We start from the raw sequence: 12,710 nt of genomic DNA on the forward strand, positions 1-12,710 counted from the left end.
TTCAAAATCACGATTTTCCTTACTCTTATTCTTTTATTCTCCCCTCCCCCAGATGCTAAGAGAAGTACCTTCGACCGGAAAGTCTCCCCAACCTTCCTCGTCGATGATGACAGGGTCAAGACAATGACCTAAATAATCTGTGAAGCGCTGATCTGCGTAGTTTTCTCCAACAAACATTCTCTTACTTGTAGCTGTATTGTTTGAGAGAATGACGGCAATAGGAGTGTCTGTCTCTTCATGTCCAAGACGTACCCAGCCGATACAGTTGGCATCATCAAAGTAATCAACTTGTTCACCGTAAGCTAAGTGCAAGCGAATATCCAGTAATTTATCTAAGATTTCTTTAAAATCCATTTGGGCAAATTCGCCTTGAATACCAAAGTAATCGCCGTAAAAGACGCAAGGAAGACCTTCTTCTCGTAGGAGAATGAGGGCATAAGCTAAGGGCTTGAACCATTCCTCTACCGTTGATTCGAGGGCTTGACCCCGTTGGGTATCATGATTATCGACGAAAGTGACGGCAGATTCAGGATGATTTTGGGCAAGGCTCCCTGTAAAAATCTCCCGCAAATCATAATCCGCTTGTTGCGTACTTGCTTCAAAGAAATTTTGGTGTAAGCGAACATCAACCAAATCAAAGCGATAATCAATGCTTTCGAGATAGGCGGTGTTTGTTTCCGCATCACTATTCCAAAATTCACCAAAAACATAGAAATTCTCACCGTGTTTTTCCATCATGTCTCGGATGAAATTGCCCATGAAAAAGCTGTCAATATGCTTAATCGCATCTAAGCGAAAACCAGCAATCCCAGTCGTTTCAATAAACCAATCTGCCCAATCATAGATATTTTGGATGACCTCAGGATGTTTAAAGTCAAGATCTGCGTACATGAGATAATCATAGTTCCCATTTTCATTATCGACCAGCTCATCATCTGCCCAGCCCTTGTTATCTCCTTGAATCAGATAAATGCCAGATTTTTGACGCTTGGCATCGTAGTCCGTTCCTGTGAAGTGGTACCAGTGCCATTCAAAGCTATTATAGGCTTTCTGTCTACCATCAAAGGTGAAATGCGTCCAACCGCGGATTTCAAAGGGTTCCTCAGACAGCTCAACCGTGCGGTCTAAAGGATCCACCTCAACTACCTTAAAACGTTCTGTATGATCTGCAGATGCCTTATGGTTTAAGACGAGGTCTGCCAAAGGTTCAATACCGCATGCTTTCAAGGTTTGGATGAGTGTTAGATAGTCTTCTTTTGTCCCATATTTCGTCCGTATGGTTCCTTTTTGGTCAAATTCTCCGAGGTCAAAGAGATCATAGACCCCATAGCCAACGTCATCGCTACTGGTTGCCTTAAAAGCAGGTGGGAGCCAGATTTTGCCAATACCTTTTTCAGCAAGGTGAGGGGCTAACTCTCTTAAGCGATTCCAGTGTTGACCATCGTTGGGTAAATACCATTCAAAGGCTTGGAGTAAGGTTTGATTTTTCATAGAAATTCCTCATATTGTTCAAGATAGGATTCATTTTATCAAAATATTAAGGATAGCGCAAACGTTTGCGTGCATTTTCTCTAAATTTTCTGAACACTTTCCATAAAGTTATTCAATTCTTTTTGATTGGAAATAATGGTCACCTTATTTGGATAGGTGTCGCAGACAAGACGATAGCGTTCTTTCGCAGCAGGCTTTCTCCCATCTTTTAAAATCCAACGAATGAACTCCCAGTCTAATTTTTCAGGACATTGAGGAGCCATATCTTCCCTTGTCTTTCCACGATAGAAAAGGTAACGCTTAAAAGCACGATAGAGAGAATTCAAAGGGGAAAAGTCCATAAAGATAATCTGGTCTGCCTCCTCCATTCTGCGTTCGTAGGAGCAAAAACTATAATTCCCATCAATAACCCAGCTGTCATGCTGGTCTAAAAAGTCTGCCACTAGCTTTTGCATGTCTTCATTTGAGCGTTCCTGCCATTGGGGTAAAAATCGTAGCGTATCTAAATGCAGGCAAGAAGTAGCGTAATGCTTTGCTAAGAATTTCGCCAGTGTTGATTTTCCAGAGCCAGAGTAGCCGATAATTGCAATTTTCATCCTAAAACCTCCTAATAAAAGCAAAATAAAAAAGCTCAAACGAGCTCTTTCATTTCACTATGCGGCTTATTTTGCAAGTTTAGCAGCAAGACGAGCTTTATCGCGGCCTGCTTTGTTCTTGTGAATCAAACCTTTAGTTTCTGCTTTATCGATAGCTGAGCTAGCAGCGCGGAACAATTCTTCAGATGGGTTTGCTTCAAATGCTTTGATTGCAGTACGCATAGCTGATTTTTGAGCTGAGTTTTTTTCGTTTTGTTTAACGTTTAATTCAGCGCGTTTGATAGCTGATTTAATATTTGCCAATGTTTTCACCTCCAATGCTATACTAACTATCTAATTATATCTGAAAAGTTTGATTTTGACAAGTCTTTTTATTTTTTTAAGTAAATTTCATCAATTTCGTGATTTTTTCCTTTATGTAAAATCATATCTGCACGATTTTTTGTGGGTTCGATATAATCCTTTAAATTCACCAGATTGATACTGGACCAAATCTGATGAGCAAAGTCGTTGACTTCTCTTTCCGTTTGCTGGGTAAAGCGGTAGTAGTAGTTCTTAGGGTCATCTTTTGCAAAGGTCAACATTTTTTTAAAGCGATCGAGATACCACATCTCGATATTGTCAACCTCTGCATCGACATAAATCGAAAAATCAAAGAAGTCTGTCATATAGAGCCGATCATTTTGTGGGTTTTGCAGGACGTTGATTCCTTCAACGATGACAAAATCAGCAGGATAGACCGTTTGTGTCTGATGAGGAACGATATTATAAATTTCATGCGAATAGACAGGAATTTGAGCTGGTTGCCCATTTTTTATCCGATCTAGAAAGTCAAGGAGTAACTCCATATCATAGCTTTCAGGAAAACCTTTGCGGTTTAAAATCTTGTCTTTGATTAAGACTTCATTTGGATAGAGAAATCCATCTGTCGTCACCAATTCCACACTGGCATCAGAGAAGGTCCTAGAGAGTAGGATTTGTAATAATCTGCTCGTTGTGGATTTGCCAACTGCAACACTACCTGAAACGCCGATAATAAAGGGCTGCTTTTTACTGGTTCGTTGTAAAAAAATGCTTTTTGAAAAAGCCAAATCTTCCTTCGCGCGTTTGTAAATCTGAATTAAATGCGTCAAGGGCAGATAAATATCCGTCACATCTTGTAAGCTGATGCGGTCATTAAAGCTTTTTATGGAATTTAATTCCTCTTCAGATAGAGGAGGATGAGAGGTGCGGTGCAGATTTTGCCAGCTTTCACGGGTAATTTTTTCAAAATGAATTAGTTCCTTATGCATATAAAACTCCTAGAATACTTAGTATATCATTTTTCTAGGGGACTTGTAAACGGTTTACAAAGAAAGTAAGAATATGGTAAAATAGAAGTATGAGTAAGATGTATTTTGCAGAAAATCCTGATGCGGCTCATGATGTCCATCGTTTGGATGTCACGCTTTTAGGACAGAAGATGAGTTTTTACACAGATGCAGGTGTTTTTAGTAAAAAGATGATTGACTACGGCAGTCAGGTATTACTGGGCTGTCTTGATTTTTCGAAAAAAGACACAGTTTTAGACGTTGGCTGTGGCTATGGTCCTTTGGGACTCAGTCTCGCAAAAGCTCAAGAAGTTGCTGTGACCATGGTTGATATTAACCAGCGAGCTTTGGATTTGGCTGTGAAAAATGCAGCAGAAAATAAGCTTCAAGCTACTATCTTTCAATCGAACCTCTATGAGCAAGTGACGGGAGAATTTGACCATATTATCAGCAATCCCCCGATTCGTGCAGGGAAAAAGGTCGTTCACCAAGTGATTACAGGGAGTTTAGAGCATTTGCGAAGTGGCGGAGACCTCACGATTGTCATTCAAAAGAAACAAGGGGCTCCAAGTGCCAAAGCTAAGATGGAAGAAGTCTTTGGAAATTGTGAAGTCGTGAAAAAAGACAAGGGCTACTATATTTTAAGGAGCGAAAAAGGATGAGAGCAGTAGATATTATTCAGAAAAAACGGGATGGCTTAGAATTATCATCCGAGGAAATCAAATGGTTGATTGATGGCTATGTGGCGGGGACAGTCCCTGACTATCAGATGGCTGCATTTGCGATGGCGATTTATTTCAAAGGCATGACAACGCGTGAAATCTCTGATTTAACCATGGCAATGGTGGCAACGGGTGAGCAGATTGATTTGTCTGCAATTTCTGGGATTAAGGTCGATAAGCACTCCACTGGTGGAGTAGGAGACAAAGTGACCTTGATTTTAGTTCCTTTGGTTGCAAGCTTCGGAGTTCCAGTGGCAAAAATGAGTGGTCGTGGTCTAGGTCATACTGGGGGGACACTTGATAAGCTTGAGTCTATTAAAGGTTATGAGATTGAACAAAGTCAAGAAAGCTTTATTCAGCAAGTACAAGACATCGGTCTTTCCGTCATTGGACAGTCTGATCAGCTTGTGAAAGCTGATAAATTGCTTTATGCACTTCGTGATGTGACCGCAACAGTAGACACCATTCCTTTGATTGCAAGTTCTGTAATGAGCAAAAAAATTGCAGCTGGAGCGGACGCGATTTTGTTAGATGTGACAGTCGGCGAAGGTGCCTTCATGAAAAATATCGAAGATGCACGCTTACTTGCAAGAACAATGGTTGATTTAGGGAAAGCTGTTGGACGTAAAACAGTGGCTGTTATTACGGATATGAGCCAGCCTTTAGGCACTAGCATTGGTAATCGTTTGGAAATTTTGGAAGCTTTGGATATTTTACAAGGCAAGGGGAGAGCGGATATTACTGAGTTTATCTGCGAATTAGCTCAAATTATGCTTGGTCTTACAAATGTTGAAAAAACAGTCGCAGAAGTCCGTGAGCACTTAGAAAATGGTGCAGCCTTGGCGAAATTTGAAGAAATGGTAGTAGCACAAGGCGGTGATTTGACAGACCTCTATCGAGACTCATCTGCAAGCTTTATCATAGAGGTGAAAGCAGAAGAATCTGGATATATCACGGAACTTCCTGCTATGGAATTTGGTCTATTTGCGATGCGATTAGGAGCAGGACGAGCTGTGAAGACGGATTCATTAGACTTTGAAACAGGAATTGTATTTGAAAAGAAAGTCGGAGAAGCCGTTCAAACAGGCGATATTCTAGCAAAAATCTATTCAAATGAAAAAAATTCACAAGAATTAGTTACAGAATTCAAAAAAAATGTTAAAATAAGTGATGAGCAGAAAAAAGTTCACGAGATTATCGAAGTAATCGCTTAATTTACAGGAGAACCGAAAATGAAATTAAATAAGTATATTGATCATACGCTTTTGAAGCCAGATGCTCAGCAAGAGCAGATTGAAAAGCTGATTGAAGAGGCGAAAGAGTATGATTTTGCAAGTGTCTGTGTCAATCCAACTTGGGTTGCTTTTGCGGCTGAAGGCTTAAAAGGTACAGATGTCAAAGTATGCACTGTCATTGGTTTTCCTTTGGGAGCAACGACTTCAGCCACCAAGGCTTTTGAAACAAAAGATGCCATTCAAAATGGCGCTGATGAGATTGATATGGTCATCAACGTAGGTGCTTTAAAATCACAAAATCTCGTCTTGGTAGAAGAAGACATTCGTGCAGTGGTAGAAGCGAGCGGTGATAAGCTTGTCAAAGTCATCATTGAGACTTGTCTCTTGACAGATGATGAAAAAGTCGTCGCTTGTCAGTTGGCAAAAGCAGCTGGTGCAGACTTCGTTAAGACATCCACAGGATTTTCTACGGGTGGTGCGGCAGTTGAAGATGTTGCATTGATGCGAAAGACTGTTGGAGAAGAGATGGGCGTGAAAGCATCAGGTGGTGCTCGCTCTTATGAAGACGCTAAGTCCTTTATCGAAGCTGGTGCCAATCGTATCGGAGCTTCTTCTGGAATTGCGATTATGAAAGGGGAGGTTGCAAGCAGTGACTACTAATTTCATCACATTAGCGGTTGAAAATAGCAAGCAGGCTTATGTACCTTATTCGCATTTTCCAGTCAGTGCAGTCTTAGTGGCTAAAAATGGGCAAGTCTTTACAGGTGTCAATATTGAAAATGCGAGCTTTGGATTGACGAACTGCGCAGAGCGAACAGCTATTTTCAAAGCTGTATCTGAAGGTGTCAGAGACTTTGAAGAACTCTATGTCTATGGAGAGACTAATCAACCTGTATCCCCATGTGGCGCTTGTCGCCAAGTGATGGCAGAATTTTTTAATCAGGATTTAAAGGTGACTTTAATCGCCAAAGATCAATCGACGGTCGAGATGACGGTCGGGGAATTACTTCCATATTCTTTTACTGACTTAGATTAGTCAGCAAAGAGGTCAAGAGACCAAACTCAAATCCGCAACACTGTTGCATATCTTATTTAGGAGGTTCAGAAATGAACAAGAAACAATGGTTAGGCCTAGGTCTAGTAACTGTTGCAGCACTTGGACTTGCTGCATGTGGAAATCGTGCTTCAAAAGGTGATAATGCAAATGCAAAAACAGACCTTAAAGCAGCAATCGTAACAGATACTGGTGGTGTAGATGACAAGTCATTTAACCAATCAGCTTGGGAAGGATTGCAAGAATGGGGTAAAGAAAATGGTCTTTCAAAAGACAATGGTTTCACTTACTTCCAATCAACAGATGAGTCTGAATATGCAAACAACCTTGAACAAGCAGCAACTAGCGATTACAAATTGGTATTTGGTATCGGATTTGCTCTTCGCGATGCAGTAGAAGCAGCAGCAAAAGACCATTCTGACATCAACTATGTTATCGTTGATGATGAAATCAAAGATCAAAAGAATGTGGCTTCAGCCCTCTTTGCGGATAACGAATCAGCTTACCTTGCAGGTGTAGCAGCAGCAAAAACAACAAAAACAAAACAAATCGGTTTTGTTGGAGGAATCGAAGGAGCTGTATTGACACGCTTTGAAAAAGGATTTGAAGCTGGTGTGAAATCAGTAGATCCATCTATCAAGATTGATGTGCAATATGCAGGTTCATTTGGAGACGCTGCAAAAGGTAAAACAATTGCAGCAGCACAATACGCAGCTGGTGCAGATATTGTCTACCAAGTAGCTGGTGGTACAGGTGCCGGTGTCTTCAACGAAGCTAAATCAATCAATGAAACAAAGAACGAAGACGAAAAAGTTTGGGTTCTTGGTGTTGACCGTGACCAAGAAGAAGAAGGAAAATACAAATCAAAAGATGGTAAAGACTCTAACTTCGTTCTTGCTTCTACTTTGAAAAAAGTTGGAGAAACTGTAAAAGATATGTCAACTAAAGCATCTAAAGGTGAATTCCCTGGCGGTAAAACAAGCACATACGGCTTGAAAGATGGTGGTGTTGATTTGACAACTAAAAATCTTTCTGACGATGCCAAAAAAGCTGTTGAAGATGCAAAAGCTAAAATTCTTGACGGAAGCATCAAAGTTCCAACAGAATAATCAAACACTAGGTTCCTAAATCTTCATATTTAGGAACAACTCCTACTAAAATTGCGGGGTGGGAAATGGACTATATCGTGGTTCTTTTTCCGCTCCTCTTTTTTAAGGCTGAGATATTTTATCTCAGTAGAGCTTGCTAAGAGTTTAGCAGGTTCTGCTGAAAATAAAATTAAATTTCTGAAAGGAAAGACGCTCATGGCACACAACAATGTCATTGAAATGCGTGAAATAACCAAGATTTTTGGTGAATTTGTCGCAAATGATAAAATCAACCTCAATCTTCGAAAAGGTGAAATTCACGCACTTTTAGGAGAAAATGGAGCAGGAAAATCAACGCTTATGAATATGCTGGCTGGTTTGCTTGAACCAACAAGTGGGCAAATTGTCGTTAATGGACAAGAAGTTCAACTTGACTCTCCCTCAAAAGCCGCCTCTCTGGGAATTGGAATGGTTCACCAACACTTTATGTTGGTAGAAGCTTTTACAGTTGCTGAAAACATCATTTTAGGAAGTGAAACGACCAAGCACGGAATTTTGGATTTAAAAACTGCGATCCAAGAAATCACCGAACTTTCTCATAAGTATGGTCTTGCAGTTGATCCGACTGCTAAAGTAGAAGACATCTCAGTCGGCGCTCAGCAACGGGTAGAGATTCTAAAAACCCTCTATCGTGGAGCAGATATTCTGATTTTTGATGAACCGACAGCAGTGTTAACCCCTTCAGAAATCGAAGAGTTGGAAAATATTATGAAAAATCTCGTCAAGGAAGGGAAATCTATTATTTTGATTACCCATAAATTGGATGAGATTCGAGCAGTGGCAGACCGTGTCACCGTTATTCGCCGAGGAAAGAGTATCCAGACAGTAGAAATCGCTGGTGCTACCAATAAAGACTTGGCAGAGATGATGGTGGGACGTTCCGTATCCTTTACGACAGAAAAAATACCTGCGAATCCGAAAGATGTCGTTCTTTCCATTAAAGATCTAGTCGTTCATGAAAATCGTGGTGTTCCTGCGGTTAAAAATCTATCCTTGGATGTTCGAGCAGGTGAGATTGTCGGAATTGCAGGGATTGATGGAAATGGTCAGAGTGAGCTTATTCAAGCCATTACAGGGCTTCGTAAGGTGAAATCTGGAAGCATTCAGATTAAGGGAGTAGAAGTGAACGCCTTTTCTCCGCGTAAAATCACAGAAATGCAAGTCAGTCATGTGCCAGAAGATCGTCATCGAGATGGTCTAGTCCTTGATATGATGATTTCTGAAAATATTGCCCTTCAGACTTACTACAAAGAACCCCTTAGTAAAAATGGTATTTTAAATTACAATACGATTACCTCTTATGCACGCAAACTGATGGATGAGTTCGATGTGCGGGCAGCAAGTGAGTTTGTCCCAGCGTCAGCCCTTTCAGGAGGAAACCAGCAAAAAGCTATTATTGCTCGTGAAATTGACCGAAATCCCGATCTTCTCATTGTCAGCCAACCAACACGTGGTTTGGATGTTGGTGCGATTGAGTATATCCATAAACGCTTGATTGAAGAGCGAGACAAAGGCAAGGCTGTCTTAGTTGTTAGCTTTGAATTAGACGAAATCCTTAACGTATCAGATAGAATTGCCGTTATTCATGACGGAAAAATTCAAGGAATTGTGAAGCCAGAAGATACTAACAAGCAAGAGCTTGGAATCTTGATGGCTGGTGGAGATATGAAGAAGGAGGATGGACATGTCTAAGAAAATGCAGCAAATTGCAGTCCCTTTGATTTCGGTTGTATTAGGGATTGTACTCGGAGCCATTGTCATGTGGATCTTTGGCTATGACGCACTATGGGGGTATGAGGAACTCTTTAAAACAGCTTTTGGCTCACTTCGTAGTCTAGGAGAAATTTCTCGTGCCATGGGGCCACTGATTCTAATCGCCCTTGGTTTTGCAGTAGCTAGTAAAGCAGGATTTTTTAACGTTGGTTTACCAGGACAAGCTTTGTCAGGTTGGATTATGAGTGCCTGGTTTGCACTTTCTTTCCCAGATTTGCCACGAATGGTTATGATTCCTATGACCATTATCATTGGAATGGTCTCTGGGGGAATCATTGGAGCAATCCCAGGGATTTTAAGAGCTTACCTAGGAACTAGTGAGGTCATTGTAACCATCATGATGAACTACATCGTGCTTTATGTGGGAAATGCTTTTATCCGTAGTTTTCCAAAGAGTGTGATGCAAAGTGTTGACTCTAGTATCAAGGTTGGAGCAAATGCGACCTATCAAACAGAGTGGCTCCGTGCATTGACCAATAATTCGCGGATGAATATCGGTATTTTCTTTGCGATTATCGCTGTGATTGCGATCTGGTTCATGCTAAAGAAAACAACCCTTGGTTTTGAGATTCGCTCAGTCGGTCTAAATCCAAATGCCAGCGAATATGCAGGAATGTCTTCTAAACGGACTATTATCCTTTCTATGATTATCTCAGGTGCTCTTGCAGGACTTGGAGGGGTAGTCGAAGGTCTAGGAACATTCCAGAATGTCTATGTCCAAGGAAGTTCCTTGAGCGTTGGATTTAACGGAATGGCGGTCAGCCTTCTTGCGACTAACTCGCCAGTGGGAATCCCATTTGCGGCCTTCTTATTTGGTGTCTTGCAAGTCGGAGCTCCAGGGATGAATACCGCAACTATTCCATCAGAATTGGTAAATATTGTGACAGCCTCTATTATTTTCTTTGTCAGCGTTCATTACATCATTGAACGATACATGAAGCCTAAAAAACACGCAAAAGGAGGAAAATAAAATGAGTTTTGTAACAATGTTAGGTTTGTTGGTTTCCTCTATGCTCATTTATGCAGCTCCGCTGATTTTTACTAGTATTGGTGGTGCGTATTCTGAGCACGCTGGAGTCGTTAATGTCGGTTTAGAAGGAATCATGGTTATGGGGGCTTTTTCAGGAGTTGTCTTTAACTTGACTTTCTATGAAACATTTGGAGCTTTGACGCCTTGGCTTTCCCTCTTTGTTGGAGGAATAGTTGGTTTAGTGTTCTCATTGATTCATGCTGTGGCTACGATTAACTTCCGTGCGGACCATGTCGTTAGTGGTACAGTGTTGAACCTCATGGCACCAGCCCTTGCTATCTTTTTAGTAAAAGCTCTTTATGGAAAAGGACAAACAGATAATATTCAAGTTTCTTTTGGTAAATTTGATTTCCCAATTTTGTCAAACATCCCAATCATTGGTGATATTTTCTTTAAAAACACGAGTCTTATGGGCTATGTAGCTATCGGATTTGCTTTTCTATCATGGTTTATCATGTTTAAGACCAAATTCGGATTGCGCTTACGTTCAGTTGGAGAACACCCACAAGCAGCAGATACGTTAGGAATCAATGTTTATCTCATGAAGTATTACGGAGTGATGATTTCTGGATTCCTAGGAGGGGTTGGAGGAGCGATTTATGCTCAATCTATCTCTGTTAACTTTGCAGCAACAACCATTATCGGACCTGGTTTTATCTCCCTTGCCGCTATGATTTTTGGGAAATGGAATCCAATCGGAGCCATGCTATCGAGTCTCTTCTTTGGTTTATCCCAAAGTTTGGCAGTTATCGGAAGCCAGTTGCCGTTCTTGTCACATGTGCCAGCAGTTTATTTGCAAATTGCGCCATACGTTTTGACAATCGTTGTCCTTGCTGCCTTCTTTGGAAAAGCAGTAGCGCCCAAAGCAGATGGAGTCAACTATATCAAATCCAAATAATAGTAAAGTTGAGAAGATTTTCTTCTCAACTTTTTTCTTATTTTACGAATAAGTAGGAAAGGAGGTAAACGTCCAATAACGAGGTATATTGAAAAGTTCCAAAGCCAAGCAAGACTTTGGAACTTTCATTTACAATTTTCCTGTATGTGTTTAGACCATGGTAAATAGACCTCTATCACTTCCTTTTTTGCGAGAGTTTCCTCGTTTGGAAGTTTTTCTAGAAGATAAGTGATATATTTCTCTGAATCAAGCCCATGTCGCTTAGCCGTTTCCAATAGGCTTAGAATGATAGCTGTTGACTTGGCTCCTTCGAAGCTTTGGCTAAATAACCAATTTTTACGTCCTATGACTAAGGATTTAATGGAGCGCTCAGCCATATTGTTAGATAAGACCAAGTTTCCATCCTCTAATACAGCCTTGAAAGTTGCTTCACACTTAAGACTATACTCAATGGCTTGACCGAGTTTCGAACCTGGCAAGACTGCTTGAGCACGACACCATTCAAAGAACTCATCCATCAGCGGGGCCAACTCTGTCTGCCGCTTTACCAAACGCTCCTCTGACCTGAGAGATTCCCAAGAAGCTTCCAAGGCAAACAGGTTATCACAGTAAGCTAACCCTTTCAGTCCCAGAGACTGCTTATCAGCTTGTTTAGGTGTCGCATCGAAGAATTTCCGTCTCACATGCGCCCAACAGCCCACCAACTTGGCATTCTCCAACTGTCTATAAGCCGACCACATGTCACAATGCACATAGCCACCATAGTCTCCTAGAAACTCTTTCACGACTAGCCCGCTCCGCCTCTTATCATGGTGGTAAAGCGTAATCCCTGTTTCCTCATGCTTGCCAGATAAGAAAGTCCAATAGTAGGTCAGCTGACTATCACTCTCCAAGACCTTGTAAGAAGTTTCATCCGCATGGAGAACAGATTGCTCCAACAATTTTTCACGAAGCAGATCATACAACGGCTCAAAATAATACTGACTAGATTTGATATGCCAATTCGCCATTTCTTTCCGTGTGATGGGTAAGCCAAGCTTGTTCCAATCGTCCTCCTGCCTCTGAATACAAGCTCCAATCTCCTTCAGCTCACCATGGCAATCTGGGCAAGTACAGGCAGCACCAGTTAACTCATGATGGACTTCCTCAGGTTCAAATTGACTGAGAATAGCTTTTCGAACGCCCTTTTTTTTCTTGCGTTTGTAGGTGATTTCTTCCGTTTCAACTGGGTAAGTCAGCGTCTTCTTCAGGCAATGCTTCCTCACCAAATAAGCTCATTTGACCGTCCATCTGAGGAGACTTTTCAGAAGATTTTCCATAGAGCTTTTGGGTTAAATACGCTACTTGTTCACGAAGGAGGGCAAGCTCATTAGACAGGCTTTCAATGGTTTTGGCTTGTGTTTCAATGATTTTTTCTAATGATGACATGATTTCCCTCTCATACTGTTTTCAA

At 41.1% G+C, this 12,710-nt stretch carries 14 protein-coding genes; 8 read left to right on the plus strand and 6 right to left on the minus strand.

The features are described from left to right. Positions 1-33: 33 nt before the first annotated feature. From AB1I63_02365 to coaA, 4 genes are all read right to left on the minus strand, one after another. Positions 34-1,491 (minus strand): alpha-amylase, encoded by a 1,458-nt coding sequence (locus AB1I63_02365; protein ID MEW4353731.1) that lies wholly within the window; start codon positions 1,489-1,491, stop codon positions 34-36. 80 nt (positions 1,492-1,571) lie between these two features. Continuing rightward, a complete protein-coding gene (locus tag AB1I63_02370) occupies positions 1,572-2,087 on the minus strand; it encodes a DNA topology modulation protein (protein ID MEW4353732.1) in 516 nt (171 codons plus the stop codon). Between the two features lie 66 nt (positions 2,088-2,153). Then, complete coding sequence (gene rpsT / locus AB1I63_02375; GenBank protein MEW4353733.1) at positions 2,154-2,405, minus strand: 30S ribosomal protein S20; 252 nt, start codon at positions 2,403-2,405, stop codon at positions 2,154-2,156. Between the two features lie 53 nt (positions 2,406-2,458). Then, entirely contained in the window at positions 2,459-3,379 is a 921-nt protein-coding gene (coaA, locus tag AB1I63_02380) for a type I pantothenate kinase (protein MEW4353734.1), read from the minus strand. Between the two features lie 89 nt (positions 3,380-3,468). Between coaA and AB1I63_02385 the strand changes: the two genes are divergently transcribed. The 8 genes from AB1I63_02385 (at position 3,469) to AB1I63_02420 (ending at position 11,257) form a co-directional block, all read left to right on the plus strand. Further along, on the plus strand, positions 3,469-4,059 hold the full coding sequence (locus AB1I63_02385; GenBank protein MEW4353735.1) for a class I SAM-dependent methyltransferase: 591 nt from the start codon (positions 3,469-3,471) through the stop codon (positions 4,057-4,059). After that, positions 4,056-5,333, plus strand: coding sequence for a pyrimidine-nucleoside phosphorylase (locus tag AB1I63_02390; GenBank protein ID MEW4353736.1), 1,278 nt, complete (start codon positions 4,056-4,058; stop codon positions 5,331-5,333). The genes AB1I63_02385 and AB1I63_02390 overlap by 4 nt, the downstream gene beginning before the upstream one ends. A gap of 18 nt (positions 5,334-5,351) precedes the next feature. After that, complete coding sequence (gene deoC, locus AB1I63_02395; protein MEW4353737.1) at positions 5,352-6,014, plus strand: deoxyribose-phosphate aldolase; 663 nt, start codon at positions 5,352-5,354, stop codon at positions 6,012-6,014. Next, on the plus strand, positions 6,004-6,390 hold the full coding sequence (locus tag AB1I63_02400) for a cytidine deaminase (protein MEW4353738.1): 387 nt from the start codon (positions 6,004-6,006) through the stop codon (positions 6,388-6,390). Before deoC ends, AB1I63_02400 begins: the two co-directional genes overlap by 11 nt. Before the next feature lie 71 nt (positions 6,391-6,461). Then, on the plus strand, positions 6,462-7,517 hold the full coding sequence (locus tag AB1I63_02405; protein ID MEW4353739.1) for a BMP family protein: 1,056 nt from the start codon (positions 6,462-6,464) through the stop codon (positions 7,515-7,517). A gap of 195 nt (positions 7,518-7,712) precedes the next feature. Next, positions 7,713-9,248, plus strand: a complete 1,536-nt coding sequence (locus tag AB1I63_02410) for an ABC transporter ATP-binding protein (GenBank protein MEW4353740.1) — start codon at positions 7,713-7,715, stop codon at positions 9,246-9,248. Then, complete coding sequence (locus AB1I63_02415; protein ID MEW4353741.1) at positions 9,241-10,299, plus strand: ABC transporter permease; 1,059 nt, start codon at positions 9,241-9,243, stop codon at positions 10,297-10,299. Before AB1I63_02410 ends, AB1I63_02415 begins: the two co-directional genes overlap by 8 nt. Position 10,300: 1 nt before the next feature. Beyond that, entirely contained in the window at positions 10,301-11,257 is a 957-nt protein-coding gene (locus AB1I63_02420; GenBank protein ID MEW4353742.1) for an ABC transporter permease, read from the plus strand. 125 nt (positions 11,258-11,382) lie between these two features. Here the strand turns inward: AB1I63_02420 and AB1I63_02425 are convergent, their stop codons facing one another. Then, positions 11,383-12,495, minus strand: coding sequence for an IS66 family transposase (locus AB1I63_02425; protein ID MEW4353743.1), 1,113 nt, complete (start codon positions 12,493-12,495; stop codon positions 11,383-11,385). Then, complete coding sequence (locus tag AB1I63_02430) at positions 12,479-12,685, minus strand: transposase (GenBank protein MEW4353744.1); 207 nt, start codon at positions 12,683-12,685, stop codon at positions 12,479-12,481. The genes AB1I63_02425 and AB1I63_02430 overlap by 17 nt, the downstream gene beginning before the upstream one ends. Positions 12,686-12,710 lie beyond the last annotated feature (25 nt).

The organism is Streptococcus pneumoniae, assembly GCA_040719455.1.
In the GTDB taxonomy this organism is placed as follows: domain Bacteria; phylum Bacillota; class Bacilli; order Lactobacillales; family Streptococcaceae; genus Streptococcus; species Streptococcus pneumoniae_G.

What these genes read in the sequence shown, in the direction of transcription:
- AB1I63_02430 (MEW4353744.1), bottom strand. Translation starts at nt 12,685, where the DNA reads ATGTCATCATTAGAAAAAATCATTGAAACACAAGCCAAAACCATTGAA.
- AB1I63_02365 (MEW4353731.1), bottom strand. Translation starts at nt 1,491, where the DNA reads ATGAAAAATCAAACCTTACTCCAAGCCTTTGAATGGTATTTACCCAAC.
- AB1I63_02370 (MEW4353732.1), bottom strand. Translation starts at nt 2,087, where the DNA reads ATGAAAATTGCAATTATCGGCTACTCTGGCTCTGGAAAATCAACACTG.
- AB1I63_02420 (MEW4353742.1), top strand. Translation starts at nt 10,301, where the DNA reads ATGAGTTTTGTAACAATGTTAGGTTTGTTGGTTTCCTCTATGCTCATT.
- AB1I63_02410 (MEW4353740.1), top strand. Translation starts at nt 7,713, where the DNA reads ATGGCACACAACAATGTCATTGAAATGCGTGAAATAACCAAGATTTTT.
- AB1I63_02405 (MEW4353739.1), top strand. Translation starts at nt 6,462, where the DNA reads ATGAACAAGAAACAATGGTTAGGCCTAGGTCTAGTAACTGTTGCAGCA.
- AB1I63_02385 (MEW4353735.1), top strand. Translation starts at nt 3,469, where the DNA reads ATGAGTAAGATGTATTTTGCAGAAAATCCTGATGCGGCTCATGATGTC.
- deoC (MEW4353737.1), top strand. Translation starts at nt 5,352, where the DNA reads ATGAAATTAAATAAGTATATTGATCATACGCTTTTGAAGCCAGATGCT.
- AB1I63_02415 (MEW4353741.1), top strand. Translation starts at nt 9,241, where the DNA reads ATGTCTAAGAAAATGCAGCAAATTGCAGTCCCTTTGATTTCGGTTGTA.
- coaA (MEW4353734.1), bottom strand. Translation starts at nt 3,379, where the DNA reads ATGCATAAGGAACTAATTCATTTTGAAAAAATTACCCGTGAAAGCTGG.
- AB1I63_02390 (MEW4353736.1), top strand. Translation starts at nt 4,056, where the DNA reads ATGAGAGCAGTAGATATTATTCAGAAAAAACGGGATGGCTTAGAATTA.